This window comes from Pseudomonas sp. Sample_10 (assembly GCF_004321495.1).
Taxonomy (GTDB): domain Bacteria; phylum Pseudomonadota; class Gammaproteobacteria; order Pseudomonadales; family Pseudomonadaceae; genus Aquipseudomonas.
Genome location: NZ_RCOE01000187.1, coordinates 42,113 through 60,762, shown reverse-complemented (window position 1 = coordinate 60,762; position 18,650 = coordinate 42,113). Strand labels below are relative to the sequence as shown.

Sequence of the window (18,650 nt, the reverse complement as noted above, 5' to 3'; positions counted from 1 at the left end):
CTATCACCCCACCCGCCCCCGGCGTTACACCGTAATGGCTGGCCAGGTTGACGCCCGCCAGGTCAATGGTCTGGTTCGGCGCCGCGCCGGCCATGCCGCTGACGTCGATGCTGGTGACCAGTGACGCGCCGCTGCCGCTGACAGTGAAGTGCAGGTAGTCATCGAGCGACGCGGCGCTGCCATTCTCCCCTTGCAGCAGCTGCGACAGGTCGAGTTTGTCGGTGCCCGGCGTAAAGTCGGTGATCACATCGTGGCCACTGTTGCCTTTGAGCCATTGGAACGTGTCGGCGCCGCTGCCGCCGGTCAGCGTATTGTTGCCCAGTCCGCCGATCAGGAAGTCATCGCCACCCTCGCCCTTGAGCACGTCATTGCCCAGGCCGCCGGTAATGATGTTGCTGTTGTTGTCGCCGGTAAGGTTGTCGTTGAAATCGGAGCCGACGAGGTTTTCGATGGCGGTCAGGGTGTCGGTGCCGGCGCCCAAGGTGTTTTGCGGCCCACTCTGGCCCAGGTTGACCGTAACGCCAGTGGTGGCATGGGCGTAGCTCGCGGTGTCGTTACCGATGCCGCCATCGAGCAGGTCGTTGCCCGTGCCACTGAACAACAAGTCATTGCCCGCGTCGCCATGCAGCGTGTTGTTGCCGGTGCCTGCGGTGAGGATGTCATTGCCGTCACCGGCATTGATGATGTTGTCGCCGTTGCCTGCTACCAGGGTGTCGTTGCCCGTGGTCCCGGTGAGGGTATGACCGTCCTGATAGCTGATGGTCAGGTTGGCGCTGTCGCTGCCACCATGGTTATCGCTGGCAGTGTAGGTGCCGTGATAGTCCGGGGCAGTGTCGTGGGCACCGGAATAATCGAGCTTCATGGTCAGCTGATAGCTTTCCGAGTTGCCCGCACCGCTGCCGCCACCGGTGTTAGTAATGTTGGTCACATGGATCTGATAGACGCCGTCCGACGCCGCCGTGATGGTCTGGCCATCGCCGAGGGCAATCCAGGCACCGCCGTTGATCGAGTACTCCATAGTGATATGGCCGGCAGCCAGGTTGTGGTCAAGGTTGAGGGTCTCGCCCTGCTTGAGGTTGACGGTGATGCGGTCCTCATCGTTAACGTTGGCAGCAGTGACCGGCCCCAGATAACCACTGATCACCAACAGGGCCGTCATCGAGGCGGTATTGGCTGCGAACGCGCCGCGCACGTTGCTCAGGCTCTGGTTGCTCGGCTTGACGCCGCTGCCGGAGAAATCAATCGCGCCGCTGCCGGTGAAGTCAGCACCTTTGGCGACCCAGCCCGTATTGAACGTGGTTGGCGAGGCCTTGAGCGGGTCGCCATCGGCGTCGGTGTCGTTGGCCAGCAGTAATTCAGCCGGCACCGTCACGCTGCCTGAAAGCACGTTAGTGATGATGTGATCATCAGTGGCCACCGGCGCTGCGTTCGGAATGACTTTGACTACCAGTGTCGAGCTGGCGAGATCGCCGTCGTTGTCGCTGAGGGTGAAGCCGATGTTTTCCGTGAGCACCACCGATGTGGTTTTCTGCGATACGTAGTTGTATTCACCGGTATCGAGATTCACCACCAGCGTGCCCTTGTTGTTGGTGGCGATACTCAGGGTGTTGTTGGTCGTATTGAATGTACCGTGATTAGCGCCGCCGCTGAAATTCAGCGAGCCCTGGTTGCTGTTGCCTTTCGGATCGTAGGTGTACGTGGTGCCATCGACGGTGATGGTTTTTATGAAGCCGCCATCTGCACCAAACGCCCCACCCTCGCCCAGCAGTGAACCGGTGACCGGTGCGCCCATCACCGTGCCCGAAAGCACCGAGTTGAGTTGGCCTAGGTCAGTGACAATCACGGCGTTGTTATTGGTCCCCGTGCCAGTGCCGTCATATGCCAGCGGATCGAGGGCATCATTGTCGACGTTTGCGCCCAGGCCGATCGCGTAGTTCTTGATTTGATTCTCGGTAAGAAATGCCTTCCAGAGCGCCTCGTCCTGCGTCTCGATCGAACCTTCATTGGGTTTGCCGTCAGAGAAGAAGTAGCCGACATTCTGTGCGCCCGTCAGCTTGCCGTTGGTCTCAAATGCAGTTTGTGCCACGGCCACCGCCGCGTCGTAGTTGGTGCCGCCGCCCGCCGTCAGACCAGCGACGATTGCCTTGGCGGTCGCCACGTCAACCCACACCGACGACTTGTCGATGGCATTGCTGCTGAACGTGACAATCTGCACTTTGACGTCGCCGAGGTCGTCGTATTTGTCGAGCAAGGCACTGATCGCCTGCTTGGCCAGATCCAGCCTCGACAGCCCCGTTACGCCGGAGGGGTCGACCATGCTGCCGGAGACATCGATCACCAGCAGCAGGTTGGAGTCAATCTCGACTGCTGCCACCGAACGCTCCGAAGCCACAGCCTTGGGCACGTCGTCGACGATGTTGACCACGATAGTGCTGGTGGTGGTGTTGCCCAGCGCATCGGTGGCCTTGTAGGTAAAGGTGTCGCTCAGGGAGTTGGGGCCATCGTTGGCGCCCGGTGTTGTTTTCGGTGCCGAGGTCAAGGTGTAGGTATACGTGCCGTTGGGGTTGAGCAGGATTTGCCCAAAGTTGCCGTTGGCGCTGCCGACCAGGGTGTAGCTGATCGCGCCAGTCGCGCCGCTGACCGAGCCGACCAGCGTGCCGGACGCGGTTTCACCGGCGTTGGCTGGATCGCTGCCGGTGACGCTGCCGGCCGCCAGGTCCTGGCCGTCCTTGTTCAGGTCGAGGGCTTTTTCGTAGACGGTGGCGTCGGCGTCGCTCACCGCTTGCAGGCAGCTGTTGTAGACGTCAATGGTGATGGTGGTGGTGCTTTCATCGCCGTCGGCATCGCGCACGGTGTAGGTGAACACATCCACCGCACCGGGGCCGCTCACAGCGTTCGGGTTGCTGTGATAAACCGCGTTGCCACTGGCGTCGAGGGTCAGGTAGCCGTAGGTGCCGTTGATCTGGCTGTTCAGGCCACCGATAGCCGAGGTCGAGGTATCCGAACCGGCGCGCACGCCGATCACTGCACCGAGGCCATCGGCGCCGCCGATGTCATTGACCAGTACGTTGCCGCTGACGGTGCCGCCTTCTACCACCGAATCCACGTCCGCTTTGGCAGTGGGCACGTCGTCGACGATGTTGACCACGATGGTGCTGGTGACCACATTGCCCAGGGAATCGGTGGCCTGATAGGTGAAGGTTTCGTGGGTGACGTTCGGGCCATCGTTGGCGCTTGGCGTGGTGCTCGGTGGCGAGGTCAGGGTGTAGGTGTAGGTGCCGTTGGGGTTGAGCACGATTTGACCATAGGCCCCGGTGGCGCTGCCGACCAGTGCGTAGGTGATCGCACCGACGGCGCCGCTGACCGAGCCGACCAAGGTGCCGGACGCGGTTTCACCGGTGTGGCCCGGTTCGCTGCCGGTGACGCTGCCGGCCGCCAGGTCCTGGCCGTCCTTGTTCAGGTCGAGGGCTTTTTCGTAGACGGTGGCGTCGGCGTCGCTCACCGCTTGCAGGCAGCTGTTGTAGACGTCAATGGTGATGGTGGTGGTGCTTTCATCGCCGTCGGCATCGCGCACGGTGTAGGTGAACACATCCACCGCACCGGGGCCGCTCACAGCGTTCGGGTTGCTGTGATAAACCGCGTTGCCACTGGCGTCGAGGGTCAGGTAGCCGTAGGTGCCGTTGATCTGGCTGTTCAGGCCACCGATAGCCGAGGTCGAGGTATCCGAACCGGCGCGCACGCCGACCACTGCACCGCTGGCGGCCGGGCCGTCAGCGCCGCCAATGTCATTGCTCAGCACATTGCCACTGACGGTGCCGCCCTCCTGCACGGAGTCCGCGTCGGGTTTGGCGCTCGGCAAGTCATCGACGATGTTGACGTTGATCTGCCCCGATGCGGTGCTGCCGTCGGTGTCGGTTGCGATGACGTTGAGGTTCTCGGTGATGCTGTTGGCGCCGTTGGCAGTCGGGTGGGTTTCGTTATCGGCCAGGGTGTAGCTGTAGCTGACCACGCCGGTGGTTGGGTTGTAGCCGGTGATGGTCAGGGTGCTGCCCAACGGAGTGGTGATCGTTTGTGGGAAACCGGCGGCCACGCCACCGCTGACTACGGTAATGCCGCCCACGGTCAGGGTTTGCAGGCCATCGAGAGCGGTGACGGTGAAGGTGCCGCTCTGGGTCAACGCCGATGCGTTGGGGCTGGTGCCGTCGCCGAGGTTTTTCTCGTAGACGGTCAGTTCGCCGCCCTCGACGTCGAGGCCGTTGATCGTCACCCCGTCGTCGTTGTTGTGGATGTTCAGCACCAGGTTGGCGGTGCTGCTGTCGCCGTCGGCATCGGTGAGTACGTAGGTGAACGTTTCGGTGCCGTTGCCACCGCCGTGCAACGCTTTGAAATCCGCATCGCTGGTGTTCAGGGTGTAGGTGTAAGTGCCATTGGCATTCAGCACCAGAGTGCCGTAGGTCCCGACGAACGTACCGGGGGTGATCGGGCCGCTGTTTTCACCGACCGGCACGCGATCCGCGCCTTGTATATCGTTGGTCAGCACATTGCCGTTGAGGGTCAGCTGGGTTTCCGACGCCACGCCGTTATCGTCGTCGATGGCTTTGGGCACATCGTCGGTGATGTTGACGTTCAATTCACCGTTGGCGGTGGTGTTGTTGTCATCGACTACCACCACGGCGAACGGCTCGGAAAGGCTGTTGGTGCCGTTGCCCGTCGGGTGAGTTTCGTTGTCGGCCAGGGTGTAGCTGTAGCTCACCACGCCAGTGACCGGGTCAAACCCGGTGATGGTCAGCGTACTGCCCAACGGGGTGACGATCGATTGCGGAAAACCGGCTGCCACACCGCCAGTGACGACGGCGATGCCCCCGACGGTCAGGGTTTGCACACCGTCGAGGGCGGTAATGGTGAAGGTGCCGCTCTGGGTCAACGCCGATGCGTTGGGGCTGGTGCCGTCGCCGAGGTTTTTCTCGTAGACGGTCAGTTCGCCGCCCTCGACGTCGAGGCCGTTGATCGTCACCCCGTCGTCGTTGTTGTGGATGTTCAGCACCAGGTTGGCGGTGCTGCTGTCGCCGTCGGCATCGGTGAGTACGTAGGTGAACGTTTCGGTGCCGTTGCCACCGCCGTGCAACGCTTTGAAATCCGCATCGCTGGTGTTCAGGGTGTAGGTGTAAGTGCCATTGGCATTCAGCACCAGAGTGCCGTAGGTCCCGACGAACGTACCGGGGGTGATCGGGCCGCTGTTTTCACCGACCGGCACGCGATCCGCGCCTTGTATATCGTTGGTCAGCACATTGCCGTTGAGGGTCAGCTGGGTTTCCGACGCCACGCCGTTATCGTCGTCGATGGCTTTGGGCACATCGTCGGTGATGTTGACGTCCAGCGACCCGGTAGCGGTGTCGCCATTGCTGTCACCGGCGACCACAGTGAAGTGTTCGCTGAGGGTGGTGCCGTCGCCGCTCGTGTGGGTTTCGCTGCCATTGAGGGTGTAGCTGTAGCTCACAACGCCAGTGGCCGGGTTGTATCCGGTGATGGTCAGGGTACTACCCAACGCTGTGGTGATCGACTGCGGGAAACCGCTGGCTACACCGCCACTGATCACGTTGATCCCGCCGATGCTCAGGCTGCTCAAGCCGTCGGGGGCGTTGATGGTGAACGTACCGTTCTGCGTCAGGGCACTTGGGCTGCTGGCCGAGCCGTTGGAAAGGTTGGCTTCCTTGACGGTCAGCTCACCGCCCTCTACCGACAGGCCGTCGAGGCTGACCGGGTTGTCCGCCACCGGTGGTACCAGCGGGATGACAACCGGAGGAATCCCTGGGGCAACCGGCGTCAGACTGCCATCGTCGGTATCCGTATCGCCTTCGCGGCGACCTTCCGGAAACTCGGGAATGCCATTGAATCCGGCAGTGGGAAAACCGATGATCGGATCGACTCTCCCACCGACCTCCTCCAGCATCACGAAACTGTGCCCGCCTCCCGCCTCACCACCCGGCGCGCCAGTCGATGGTCCCGCCGCGGTGGCTTCCGCGGTTTGCGTCGGGTCGTCACCCGCGGCAATGGCTTTTTGCAGTTGTTCGACATCGCTCAGTTGCGCCTGGCTCGGCGTCACTGCTTCGGCGGTGTCGACGCGGGGGATGTGATTAGTCAATAACTGCGGCGTCAGTTGCAGGCTGCTTCCCCGTCCAAGGGTCAGTTCCTGGCCATTTTGCAAATGCACCGCTACCGCGCCCTCGGCTCCGGTCGACAGTTGATCACCGGCGAACAAGCGGTCGCCCTCGATCAGGACGCGACGCGTGCCGTCGCTTGTCACCGCGAACACCTGCCCGACGACCTTACTGACGATACCGATGAGCGTAGCCATGTGCATTTCCTCCGCTGCCAACCGCTGTCGGCACTTTTTTATTGCGCGGAGCAATGCTTGATGGACGGTTTACCGAGTGCCTGGCGGATCGTCTACCGGCCAGCGGGTTTACCTGAGTAAGCCGCTGCCCTGGCGACGATCTCGCCGGCGTTGCTCACGGTCACGTTTGGTTGCGCAACAAACCCCTTTGCAATCAAAGGCATCGGGAATACATCGCAAATACGCTGCCCTGCGAGCAATGCGTAACGGAGCTGAATCAACCGAGTGACAAAAAACCGTCACATAATTCCGCTACGCCTCCCTCCCCTCCAGCACTTCTCCGCCCTATGTCGATAAGTGGATCGGAACTTTTCACTTGCCCCGATGAGCGCCCTAAAGCTCATAAATCAAGGGCTTTGGTAATGAACAATGTGCTGGATTTTGCGGAGCGCATAAGTTTTTTTCGGCATAGGGCTTATGAGAAAAACTTCTTAGGTTCTCTCCAGAATGTTCTTAGCTCTTCTGTAAAACCCGTGAAACGGTTTACCTATAAATTTCGTCAAATAATTGGCGACTGATTAAGCACCATCAGGACTTCAGGGAGAAGCACCATGCGCCTTTTAACCCCCCTCTGCAGCGCAGTTCTATTGGCCATGGCCTGCACTTCTCAAGCTCACGCCATGTCGCTGACCGAAGCCATCCAGAGCACCATTGCCACTCACCCGGAATTGGCGTCACGAGTGGACAGCCGTCTGTCGGCTGACGAAGACGTGAAAGTCGCGAAGGGGGGCTTTTATCCGTCGGTGGACTTGAATGCCGCATACGGGCGCGGGTACAGCGATAACACCAACACCCGGGCGCTCGGCAAACACCACACGGAAATCCTCAATTACACCCAGTCGGAACTGCGGTTGCGGCAAATGCTCTTCGACGGGTTCAACACTGCCAACGAAGTCGAACGCACCAAAGGCGTAGTCAACTCCCGCGCCTATTACGCCCAGGGCACCGCCCAGGATCTGGCTTTGCGCACCACCGAGGTCTACCTCGAAGTACTCAAGCGCCGTGAGCTGGTGACGCTGGCCAAGAACAACCTGCAGGCACACTTGCGCGTCAACGATCAGATCGGCCTGCGCACCGAGCGCGGAGTCGGCAGCAACGCCGACGCCGACCAGTCCAGTGCCCGTCGGGCATTGGCGGAGAACAACCTCGACACCGCCGAAGTCGACCTGGCCGACGCCGAATCGAACTTCGCCGCCGTCGTTGGGCGCCTGCCCGATGAACTGGAAGCACCGCCCTCGATTCGCGGCGAAGTGCCTGCATCCCTGACGGAAGCCCAGCAGAGCATGGTGGAAAACAACCCGTACCTGAAATCAGCCCAGGCCGACGTGCAATCGGCCGAGAGCCAGTACGAAGTCGCCAAGTCGCCGTTCTACCCGCGCTTCGACGCTGAAGCGGCGGTGGGCGCCAACAACAACATCGCCGGTGAAGAAGGCCATGACAACGAATGGCGGGTCGGCGTGGTGATGAACTACAACCTGTTCCGCGGCGGCAGCGACAAGGCGCGCCTGCAATCGGACGCGCACAAGATCAATCAGGCGATGGACATCCGCAACAACGCCCTGCGCCAGCTCAACGAGAACATTCATCTGGCCTGGAACGCCATGGTCAACGCCAAGAAGCAAACCCCGACCGCCCGTGAGTACGCCGATACCAGCAAACGCGTGCGCATGGCCTACCAGGACCAGTTCGGCCTCGGCCAGCGCACCCTGCTCGATCTGCTGGACAGTGAAAACGAGCTCTACAACGCCAACCGCCGCTACACCGAAGTGCGCTACACCGAGGAATATTCGATGTACCGGATACTGGCGAACATGGGCCAGTTGTTGAGCAAACAGCGGGTCGTGCTGCCAGCCGATGCCATCGCCCAGACCGAAGTGAAAAGCGAAGCCCGTTTGCCTGATCTCAAATAACCCCCCCTGCAGGAGCTGCCTCAGGCTGCGATCTTTTGATTTGAACTGTTCAAGATCGCAGCCTGCGGTAACGCTTGCAGGGGGACGTGCAGAAACCGTTACCCATTGATGTAGCGCAACCGGAGCGATCACATTGACCAGCATGGAACCTGGCAACACAGGCGTTGATCCGCGCCTGAGCTTCGATGACCCGCTTCTGGACGGTCTGCTGATCCTCTGCAAACTCCATGGCGCGACGGTCAGTCGCGCCAGCCTGAGTGCCGGGCTGCCAATGGCACACCAACGCCTGAGCCTGGACCTACTGCCTCGCGCAGCGGCCCGGGCCGGATTGCAGGCACGCCTGCTACGTCGCGAGCTCAAAGACATTTCTCCACTCAACCTTCCCGTGATGCTCCTGCTCAGCCATGGACGCACCGCTGTCCTGCGCCGTTACGGCGAAGACGGTCGGGTGCTGATCCTGCCCAGTGAAGCCGACGGTGGCGAACAGTGGATCAGCCCGCAAGAGCTGGCCGAACACTACAGCGGCCAGGCCCTGTTCGCCCGGCCACGGCATGAACTCGAAGACCTGCGCTCGCCCCTCGTTCCCCGCGTACAGGCGTGGTTCAGAGACACGCTGAAACTGTCAAAATGGCTGTACAGCGATGCAATCCTCGCCAGCTTCCTGATCAATCTGTTGGGTTTGATGGTGCCGCTGTTCGTGATGCAGACCTACGATCGCGTAGTGCCGAACCAGGCCACCTCGACCTTGTGGGTCCTGTCCATCGGCCTGCTGATCGGCACCGGTTTCGAGCTGGTGCTGCGGGTGGTGCGCGCGCACTTGCTGGACACCGCCGGCAAGAAGACCGATGTGATTCTTTCGGCGACCCTGTTCGAACGCATAACCGGCATGGCGATGAAAGCGCGGCCTGCGACCATTGGCGGATTCGCCCAAAGCATTCATGACTTCCAGGGCTTGCGGGAGTTTCTTACGGCGGTGACCCTGACCAGCCTGATCGACCTGCCTTTCGCGTTGCTGATGCTGGTGGTGATCGGACTGCTCGGCGGCTGGCTGGTGGTGATTCCGGTGTTGGCGTTTCCGATCACGATCATCTTCGCCATGATCATTCAGACTCGTCTGCGCGACACCGTGCAAAAAAGCTTGAGCCTCGGCGCCGAACGCCAGGCGCTGCTGATCGAAACCCTCGGAGGCCTGGAAACCCTCAAGGCCTGCAGCGCCGAAAGCGAGCGCCAGCACAAATGGGAAAGCACCCACGGCGCCCTCACTCGCCTGGACAGCCATGCGCGCAACCTCTCGGCGCTGGCCACCAACGGCACGCTGTTCATCCAGCAGTTTTCCGGCATGGCGACCATCGTTGCCGGGGTCTACAGCATCATCGCCGGCAACCTCAGCGTCGGCGCACTGGTGGCGACCTACATGCTCGGCAGTCGCGTGCTGGCACCGCTGGGGCAAATCGCCGGGCTGATCACCCGCTACCAGCAAGCGCAGTTGACCATGAAGAGTACCGACGCCCTGATGTCGCTGCCCCAGGAGCGCGATGCCCGGCAGCGGCCGCTTGAACGCACGCAACTGCGAGGTGCACTGGATGTGGTCGGCGTGACCTTCCACTACAACGGCCAGGCCGCCCCGGCGCTGGCCAACATCAGCTTCAGCGTCAAACCTGGTGAACGCATCGGCATCATTGGCCGCAGTGGCTCGGGCAAAAGCACGCTGGGGCGCCTGGTGATGGGGTTCTACGAGCCGGAAGAAGGCCAGCTCCTGCTCGATGGCCTGGACTTGCGGCAACTGGACGTCGCCGACCTGCGCCATCAGATCGGCTATGTCGCCCATGACTTGCCGTTGCTGGCCGGCAGCCTGCGCGACAACCTGACACTCGGCGCACGCTACATCAGCGACGCTCGCATGCTTGAAGTCGCCGAGCTCACCGGCGTCACCGAACTGGCCCGGCAACACCCGCAAGGCTTCGACCGGCCCGTCGGCGAGCGTGGGCAATTGCTCTCCGGTGGTCAACGCCAGGCTGTGTTGCTGGCCCGGGCGCTTCTGCTCGACCCGCCGATCATGTTGCTCGATGAGCCGACCAGCGCCATGGACAACAGCAGCGAGGATGTACTGCGGCAAAAACTCCACGGCTGGGTGCAGGGCAAAACCGTGCTGCTGGTCACGCACCGCACCTCGATGCTCAGCCTGGTGGATCGGCTGGTGGTGCTCGACAACGGGCGAATCGTTGCCGACGGACCGAAAGAAGCGGTCATCGATGCATTGCGCAAGGGCCGCGTCGGCTCGGCGGCTGTCTAGATGCGAATACACAACCTGTGGCGAGGGAGCTTGCTCCCGCTGGGTTGCGAAGCAGCCGCCTGGTTGTGTCACCTGGATCGCGTCAGCAGTTTTTGCGACGGCTTCGCCGCCGGACGGGAGCAAGCTCCCTCGCCACAGGGTTGTGTTCGGCACTATTTCTCTTAACTGACGGGTATCGCCCATGTCTGCTCAAACGCCAGATTCAGCGCCCCGAGGCTACTTCAACAGCTTCGGCAAAAGCGCCGAAGTCGAGTTCATGCCGGAAACCGCCGGCGCTTCGTTGCAGGACTCGCCGCGCTGGTCGCGGGTGACCGTGTGGCTGGCCGCCGCGTTGCTGATCAGTGCGCTGGTCTGGGCCAAGTTCGCCGTGTTGCAGGAAGTCACCATGGGCGAAGGCAAGGCGATTCCGTCAAGCAAAGTCCAGGTCATCCAGAACCTGGAGGGCGGCATCGTCAGTGAAATCTTCGTGCGTGAAGGGCAAATGGTCAGCAAGGGCGATACCTTGTTGCGCCTCGACGACACGCGCTACCTGTCGAACAAGGGCGAAAGCGAGGCCGATCGCTATGCCCTGACCGCGCAAGTCGAGCGGCTGTCGGCTGAAGCGGAAGGCCGGCCTTTCAAGCTGTCGGAGGAAGTGATTGCCAAGGCGCCGCAAGTGGCCGAGGACGAACGCTCGTTGTACGAACAACGACAACGCCGACTGGCCAGCGAGCAACGCACCCTGACCGAACAACTTCGGCAAAAAACCCAGGAGCTGGCAGAGTTCCGCTCGAAAGCCGGGCAATACAGTTCAAGCCTGGCGCTGGTCAATCAAGAGATGAACATGTCCGAGCCACTGGTGAAAACCGGTGCCGTATCGCCGGTGGAGATTCTGCGGCTCAAGCGCAGCGCCGTGGAAATCCGTGGCTCGCTGAACGCCACGACGCTGGCGATACCTCGTGCTGAGTCAGCGATCGCCGAGATCCGCAGCAAGATCGACGAGTCGGAACAATCCTTCCGTTCGGATGCGGCCAAGGAGCTCAACGAGAAACGCACCGACCTGTCGAAAATCACCGCATCGAGCATCGCCATCGACGACCGCGTGACCCGCACCACAGTGACCTCGCCGGTCAAAGGCATCATCAAGGTTTTGAAGGTCAACACCATCGGCGGCGTGGTCCAGCCAGGCAGCGACATGGTGGAAATCGTGCCACTGGAAGACAACCTGTTGATCGAAGCCAAGGTCCGGCCTCAAGACGTTGCGTTCCTGCATCCTGGCCAGAAAGCCATGGTCAAGTTCACCGCTTACGACTACACGATCTACGGTGGCCTGAGCGCGAAACTGGAGTTGATCGGCGCCGACACCATCACCGATGACAAGGGCAACAGCTTCTATCTGATCCAGGTGCGTACCGATAAAAACCATCTGGGCGGGGACGCCAAGCCGTTGCTGATCATTCCGGGGATGGTGGCGACTGTGGACATCATTACCGGGGAAAAGACAGTGCTGGATTATCTGCTTAAGCCGGTGCTCAAGGCCCGCACCGAGGCGATGCGGGAAAGATAGTCCTGAATCCTTCCTGTGGCGAGGGAGCTTGCTCCCGCTGGGCTGCGAAGCAGCCCCAAGTGGTGTGTCCGGTCTATCGAATTCGCTGGTTTGGGGCGCGCTTCGCACTCCAGCGGGAGCTAGCTCCCTCGCCACAACGGGTCATCCGCCATGATTGCGCTGGTAAACCTCCTCCCCCATCGCCGCAATCTGCCCCTCGATCAACGCCTCGAACGGTTTCAGCAAAGGCGCAAACGAGGCCGGTGCCTCCAGGGTTTCCAGCGCCTGCACAATCGCTTCCACCGTCGACAACGCTCCCGGCCCCGGCGCCTTGCGCAGTCGATAGCGCGACACGCCACCCTCGGCCAGCGTCACTCTGGGCAATGCCGCCAGCAACGGATTGAGATGCAACATCTTGCGTGCCTTACGCCAGGTACCATCCGGGACCACCAGCAACAACGGCTCGTCAGACGCGGCATACGTCTGCAGCGGCTGTGCATCTTCACCGGGAAACAACAACCGCGCCCGATACCCTGGCTGATGCAACAGCGCCGGCAAATCCGCAAACACCTCACCGACGATCAACTCGGCATTCTGCAACCCGAGTGCCGCCAGACGTGCGGTGTTCAACGCATGATTCACTTCACTCGGATGCTGTAACAACAGCACCCGGGTGCGGCTGTCGAGACTCGGGATCAGCGGACACAAGCAATGACTTTGCGGGCGCAGACAACGCGGACATTGAATTCTGGACATGCTCTTCAGGCCTGATTGAGTTGTGCTTTGAGCAGATCGCGGAAGGTCTGGATCAACGGCTCGCGGCTGCGTCCCCGGCGCATGATCATGGAAAACGGTGCCTGATAACCGAAGGTCGCCGGCAGCAGCACACGCAAATCACCCTTGTCGGCCCAGGCCTGGGCGTAGTGCTCCGGCAGGTAACCGATGTAGGCGCCGGACAACACCAGAATCAGCTGCGCCTCCATACTTTCCACCGTCGCGGCGCTGTGCTTGAAACCGTGGCGGGCCAGTTCCGCCTGGCTCCAGTAACCACGACCGACCATGCGCTGCTGGGTAATGACCTGCTCGGGAATGCGCCGCTCGTTGAACAGCGGATGCCGCGAACTGCAATACAGCCAGTGCTGTTCGCGATACAACGGCATGTACACCAGACCGCTCATGCGCGTGGAGAATGCGCCGATGGCCAGGTCAAGACGGTTGTCCTGCACGCCGAGCTGCAACTCATAAGGGCTCATGACCGAAAGGTGCAAGTGCACCGCCGGGTGTTCCTGACTGTAGGCGCCAATGGCTTCAGCGAACGGCAGGGCCTTGTCGCTGACCGTGGAGTCGATCACTCCCAGGTTGAGCGTGCCTCGCAATTCGCCCTTGAGCGCGGCGGCGTACTGCTCGAAACCTTCCAGCTCGCCCAGCAGGCGCAGGGTTTCCTGATGGAACAACTCACCCTTGCTGGTCAGGCTGAACCCGCCACGGCCGCGATGGCAAAGCACCAGGCCCAGCGCCGATTCGAGCTGGCTCATGTAAGTGCTGATAGCCGATGTCGATAGATTGAGCTCCTGCTGGGCGTTGGCGAACCCCTGATGACGCACGACGCTGACGAAGATGCGCAAAAGTTTCAGGTCGGGTAAAGCGTTGGCCATGGGCACTCCTGCTCTTGTGGCGAGGGAGCTGGCTCCCGCTCGGCTGCGCAGCAGTCGTAAACCTGCTCATGTGGTTTGTCTGCCGGACTTGGGTGAATGGTTTGGGGGTGCTTCGCCCCCCAGCGGGAGCCAGCTCCCTCGCCACGGGGTTCCGTAGACCGCCTCAAGTCTATCTCCCTCCCCGCCATTAGTTTAGAAAAATCTGAACTAAGTATTTGCCCGTAGCGATTCTTCCCGGCCACTACATTTCGCAGAATCGCCGCCACAAGGTTCGCCCGTGCTTGCGTGAACGGCGAAACCCAATAAATAAAACAACGACGATGAGGCCCTACCCGTGGACAAGATTCTTCACCAACCACTGGGCGGCAACGAAATGCCGCGCTTCGGCGGCATCGCCACCATGCTCCGACTCCCCCATGTACCGACTGCTGCCGGCCTCGACGCGGCCTTCGTTGGCGTGCCGCTGGACATCGGTACTTCGCTGCGCCCCGGTACCCGCTTCGGACCACGTGACATCCGCGCCGAATCGGTGATGATCCGCCCGTACAACATGGCCACCGGTGCTGCACCGTTCGATTCGCTGTCGGTTGCCGATATCGGCGACGTGGCGATCAACACCTTCAACCTGCTGGATGCCGTGCGGATCATCGAAGAGTCCTACGACAACATCCTTGAACACGACGTGATCCCGCTGACCCTCGGCGGCGACCACACCATCACCCTGCCGATCCTGCGTGCCATCCATAAAAAGCACGGCAAGGTCGGCCTGGTGCACATCGACGCCCACGCCGATGTCAACGATCACATGTTCGGCGAGAAAATCGCCCACGGCACCACCTTCCGCCGCGCCGTAGAAGAAGGCCTGATTGACCCGGACCGCGTTGTACAAATCGGTCTGCGCGCCCAGGGCTACACCGCTGACGACTTCAACTGGAGCCGTAACCAGGGCTTCCGTGTGGTCCAGGCCGAAGAGTGCTGGCACAAATCCCTGGCGCCATTGATGGCCGAAGTCCGCGAGAAAGTCGGCGGTGGTCCGGTGTACCTGAGCTTCGACATCGACGGCATCGACCCGGCTTGGGCACCCGGCACCGGTACCCCGGAAATCGGCGGTCTGACGACCATTCAGGCGATCGAGATCGTTCGCGGCTGCCAAGGCCTCGACCTGATCGGTTGCGATCTGGTAGAAGTCTCGCCCGCTTACGACACCACCGGCAACACCTCGCTGCTGGCCGCCAACCTGCTGTACGAAATGCTCTGCGTACTGCCTGGCGTGGTCCATCGCTGAGGATCGGTCATGAACGAACGTGATCAGGTTTTGAACGCGGCGGCCGATCTGGTCGCCGCCTTCGCCCGTAACGATCGAGAAGCCTACTTCGGTGCGTTCAGCGCCGATGCCAGCTTTGTTTTCTACACCCTCGGCCAGCCGCTGCTGTCGCGCGATGCCTACCAGGCGTTGTGGGACAGCTGGCGTGCCGAGGATGGCTTCGAGGTGCTGTCGTGCACGTCGAGCAACGCCTTCGTCAGCCTGCAGGGTGACGTGGCGATTTTCATTCATGACGTTGCCACCGAGCTGCGCATGCAAGGGGAGCAACACTTCAGCCAGGAGCGCGAGACGATTGTTTTCAAGAAACAAGCGTCTGGCCAAGAACAACAAGGCCTATGGCTGGCCTGTCACGAACATTTGTCCGCAATGCCGGAAGGGCTGCCACCCCCTTAGCCAAACAGGTGACGCTCACACACGATGAGCGCGCCTTTATGATCGGAGCAGATCATGAATAACAACAACAAAGAAAAAAGCCTTAGCATCGAAACAAACGGGGTCGAACAGATTCCGGACAATGAGCGCACCGCCCGGCCCAGCGACCTGTTTCGCTTGATCTTCGGCGGCGCCAACACCTTTGCCACCGCCGTGCTCGGCAGTTTCCCGGTTCTGTTCGGCCTGTCTTTCCAGGCGGGCGTCTGGGCGATTGTCCTGGGCGTCGTGCTCGGTGCGCTGATCCTGGCGCCGATGGGCCTGTTCGGTCCGATCAACGGCACCAACAACGCGGTGTCTTCCGGTGCACACTTCGGCGTGCACGGGCGGATCGTCGGCTCCTTCCTGTCCCTGTTGACCGCTATCGCGTTCTTCTCGCTCTCTGTCTGGAGTTCGGGGGACGCATTGGTGGGCGGCGCGAAACGCTTGATCGACCTGCCGGAAACCGACCTGACCCTGGGTCTGGCCTACGGTTTGTTCGCGCTGCTGGTGCTGACAGTGTGCATCTACGGTTTCCGTTTCATGTTGTGGGTCAACCGCATCGCGGTGTGGGCGGCGAGCCTGTTGTTCCTGCTGGGCATCTTCGCGTTCGCCCCGGCGTTCGACAGTCAGTACGCCGGTACCGTGGCCATGGGTCAGGCTGGTTTCTGGGCAGCGTTCATCGGCGCAGCACTGGTTGCCATGAGCAATCCGATTTCCTTCGGTGCGTTCCTCGGCGACTGGTCGCGCTACATCCCGCGTGAAACGCCGAAAGGCCGGATCATGCTCGCGGTGATCGCCGCGCAACTGGCGACGCTGATTCCGTTCCTGTTCGGCCTCGCCACCGCGACGATCGTGGCGATCAAGGCACCGGACTACATTGCGGCCAACAATTATGTCGGCGGGCTGTTGGCGGTTTCGCCCACCTGGTTCTTCCTGCCGGTGTGTTTGATTGCGGTGATCGGCGGCATGTCCACCGGCACCACGTCGCTTTATGGCACCGGGCTGGACATGTCCAGCGTGTTCCCACGGGTGTTGTCGCGGGTCAAGGCCACGCTGCTGATCGGTGTGATGTCGATTGCCTTCATCTTCATCGGTCGCTTCGCGGCGAACCTGGTGCAGAGCGTGTCGACCTTCGCCGTGCTGATCATCACCTGCACCACCCCGTGGATGGTGATCATGATCATCGGCCTGCTGGTGCGTCGCGGCTTCTACTGCCCGGATGACCTGCAAGTGTTCACCCGTGGCGAGAAAGGTGGCCGCTACTGGTTCACCCACGGCTGGAACTGGCGTGGCATGGGCGCCTGGATCCCGAGCGCGGCCGTCGGCCTGTGCTTCGTCAACCTGCCGGGGCAGTTTGTCGGTCCGCTGGGCAACCTGGCCGATGGCATCGACATCAGCCTGCCGGTGACACTGGGCCTGGCCTCGGTGGTGTACCTGATGTTGCTCAAGATGTTCCCGGAAGCGCACGCGGTGTTCGGCCCGAACGATTCACGCAGCAAGAGCACGGACCCGCTCGTTAAACCGGCGATGCGGCAAGTCGCCTGAAAAAAAACGCACGAACCTGTGGACAACGCATGACCTGTAGGAGCGACGCTTGCCCGCGAAGAACGATGACGCGGTCAGGCTGACTCACCGCGGCACCCCATTCGCGGGCAAGCCACGCTCCTACAGCAATACATTCACAGGAATTGATTTTCAGCCTCACATAAAAAAGACAATCGGAGACACGCCATCATGGCTTTGGATTTATTCGTCGTACTCATCTACGCCGCCGCGATGCTGATACTCGGCTACTACGGCATGCGCAAGGCCAAGACCAACGAAGATTTTTTGGTTGCCGGTCGCAATCTCGGCCCTAGCCTGTACATGGGCACCATGGCGGCCACCGTCCTGGGCGGCGCGTCCACCGTGGGCACCGTGCGTCTGGGCTACGTGCATGGCATCTCCGGTTTCTGGCTGTGCGCAGCCCTGGGTTGCGGGATCGTGGCGTTGAACCTGTTCCTCGCCAAGCCGCTGCTGAAACTGAAGATCTACACCGTTACCCAGGTGCTGGAAAAACGCTACAACCCGATGGCCCGCTCGGCGAGCGCGGTGATCATGCTGGCCTATGCCCTGATGATCGGCGTGACCTCGATCCTGGCGATCGGCACCGTACTGCAAGTGCTGTTCGGGTTGCCGTTCTGGATTTCGGTAGTGCTCGGTGGTGGTGTGGTAGTGGTTTACTCGGCCATCGGCGGCATGTGGTCGCTGACCCTGACCGACATCGTCCAGTTCGTGATCAAGACCGTTGGCCTGATGTTCATCCTGTTGCCGATCTGCCTGTACCGCGTCGGTGGTTGGGATGAGTTGGTGTTGAAACTGCCGGCGGCGAGCTTCAGCTTCACCACCATTGGTTGGGACACCATCATCACCTACTTCATGATCTACTTCTTCGGCATCCTGATCGGTCAGGACATCTGGCAGCGGGTGTTCACCGTCAAGACCGCCAAAGTCGCTCAGGTTGCCGGCACCGCTGCCGGTATCTACTGCATCCTCTACGGCCTGGCCTGCGCCTTGATCGGCATGGCTGCACACGTACTGATTCCGGATCTGGACAACGTCAACAACGCCTTCGCCGCCATCGTGAAACTGTCCCTGCCGGACGGTATCCGCGGTCTGGTAATCGCTGCAGCACTCGCGGCCATGATGTCCACCGCCAGCGCCGGCCTGCTCGCCGCTGCCACCACCCTGACCGAAGACCTGCTGCCGAAACTGCGTGGCGGTAAGCAATCGAGCCTGGGCCTCAACCGCCTGGTCACCATGCTCACCGGTATCGTGGTACTCGGGATCGCCCTGGTGGTGAACGACGTGATCAGCGCCCTGACCCTGGCCTACAACTTGTTGGTAGGTGGCATGCTGATCCCATTGATCGGTGCGATTTTCTGGAAACGCGCTACCACCGCCGGCGCCATCGCCAGCATGGGCCTGGGCTTCGTCACTGCGCTGGTGTTCATGGTCAAGGACGGTCTGGATGCCAACACCCCGATCTACTACAGCCTGGCTGTTGGCCTGGTGAGCTTCGTCGTGGTCAGCCTGCTGTCCCGTCGTCCGGTGACACTGGCCAGCGCTGCCTAAGCTGAACACAACGAATTGATGTTT

The 18,650-nt window shown here is 61.3% G+C and carries 10 protein-coding genes; 7 read left to right on the top strand and 3 right to left on the bottom strand.

All coding sequences use genetic code 11. The annotated features are described in order from the left end of the window. Positions 1–6,355: retention module-containing protein (locus D8U18_RS18680; RefSeq protein ID WP_131108152.1), on the bottom strand; the 6,355-nt coding region annotated here is incomplete at its 3' end. A gap of 590 nt (positions 6,356–6,945) precedes the next feature. On the opposite strand from D8U18_RS18680, the gene D8U18_RS18675 reads away from it, so the two are divergent. The 3 genes from D8U18_RS18675 to D8U18_RS18665 all read left to right on the top strand — a co-directional run bounded on the left by D8U18_RS18675 (position 6,946) and on the right by D8U18_RS18665 (position 12,143). Continuing rightward, entirely contained in the window at positions 6,946–8,304 is a 1,359-nt protein-coding gene (locus D8U18_RS18675) for a TolC family outer membrane protein (protein WP_056853075.1), read from the top strand. A 133-nt stretch (positions 8,305–8,437) separates the two neighbouring features. Next, positions 8,438–10,597: a type I secretion system permease/ATPase gene (locus D8U18_RS18670; RefSeq protein ID WP_131108151.1), complete on the top strand. Its 2,160-nt coding sequence runs from the start codon at positions 8,438–8,440 to the stop codon at positions 10,595–10,597. A 181-nt stretch (positions 10,598–10,778) separates the two neighbouring features. Then, complete coding sequence (locus D8U18_RS18665) at positions 10,779–12,143, top strand: HlyD family type I secretion periplasmic adaptor subunit (RefSeq protein WP_056853077.1); 1,365 nt, start codon at positions 10,779–10,781, stop codon at positions 12,141–12,143. 141 nt (positions 12,144–12,284) lie between these two features. On the opposite strand, the gene D8U18_RS18660 is transcribed toward D8U18_RS18665, so the two are convergent. Both D8U18_RS18660 and D8U18_RS18655 read right to left on the bottom strand, forming a co-directional pair. Further along, positions 12,285–12,878 carry a DTW domain-containing protein gene (locus tag D8U18_RS18660; RefSeq protein ID WP_056853078.1) on the bottom strand — a complete coding sequence of 198 codons (594 nt, stop codon included), beginning with the start codon at positions 12,876–12,878 and terminating at the stop codon, positions 12,285–12,287. Positions 12,879–12,883: 5 nt separating this feature from the next. Beyond that, the gene (locus D8U18_RS18655) at positions 12,884–13,777 is read right to left on the bottom strand and encodes a LysR family transcriptional regulator (protein ID WP_056853079.1); all 894 of its coding nucleotides are present in this window, start codon (positions 13,775–13,777) and stop codon (positions 12,884–12,886) included. A 334-nt stretch (positions 13,778–14,111) separates the two neighbouring features. Between D8U18_RS18655 and speB the strand changes: the two genes are divergently transcribed. The 4 genes from speB (at position 14,112) to D8U18_RS18630 (ending at position 18,626) form a co-directional block, all read left to right on the top strand. After that, positions 14,112–15,062: an agmatinase gene (speB, locus tag D8U18_RS18650; RefSeq protein ID WP_056853080.1), complete on the top strand. Its 951-nt coding sequence runs from the start codon at positions 14,112–14,114 to the stop codon at positions 15,060–15,062. Positions 15,063–15,071: 9 nt separating this feature from the next. Further along, positions 15,072–15,494 (top strand): nuclear transport factor 2 family protein, encoded by a 423-nt coding sequence (locus tag D8U18_RS18645; RefSeq protein ID WP_056853081.1) that lies wholly within the window; start codon positions 15,072–15,074, stop codon positions 15,492–15,494. Between the two features lie 51 nt (positions 15,495–15,545). Next, positions 15,546–17,057: a cytosine permease gene (locus D8U18_RS18640; protein WP_241664338.1), complete on the top strand. Its 1,512-nt coding sequence runs from the start codon at positions 15,546–15,548 to the stop codon at positions 17,055–17,057. A 189-nt stretch (positions 17,058–17,246) separates the two neighbouring features. Then, complete coding sequence (locus tag D8U18_RS18630; RefSeq protein ID WP_056853083.1) at positions 17,247–18,626, top strand: sodium:solute symporter; 1,380 nt, start codon at positions 17,247–17,249, stop codon at positions 18,624–18,626. Positions 18,627–18,650 lie beyond the last annotated feature (24 nt).

Excerpts from the sequence above, each read along its gene's own strand:
- D8U18_RS18675 (WP_056853075.1), top strand. The coding sequence starts at position 6,946 with ATGCGCCTTTTAACCCCCCTCTGCAGCGCAGTTCTATTGGCCATGGCC.
- D8U18_RS18665 (WP_056853077.1), top strand. The coding sequence starts at position 10,779 with ATGTCTGCTCAAACGCCAGATTCAGCGCCCCGAGGCTACTTCAACAGC.
- D8U18_RS18660 (WP_056853078.1), bottom strand. The coding sequence starts at position 12,878 with ATGTCCAGAATTCAATGTCCGCGTTGTCTGCGCCCGCAAAGTCATTGC.
- D8U18_RS18655 (WP_056853079.1), bottom strand. The coding sequence starts at position 13,777 with ATGGCCAACGCTTTACCCGACCTGAAACTTTTGCGCATCTTCGTCAGC.
- D8U18_RS18645 (WP_056853081.1), top strand. The coding sequence starts at position 15,072 with ATGAACGAACGTGATCAGGTTTTGAACGCGGCGGCCGATCTGGTCGCC.
- D8U18_RS18630 (WP_056853083.1), top strand. The coding sequence starts at position 17,247 with ATGGCTTTGGATTTATTCGTCGTACTCATCTACGCCGCCGCGATGCTG.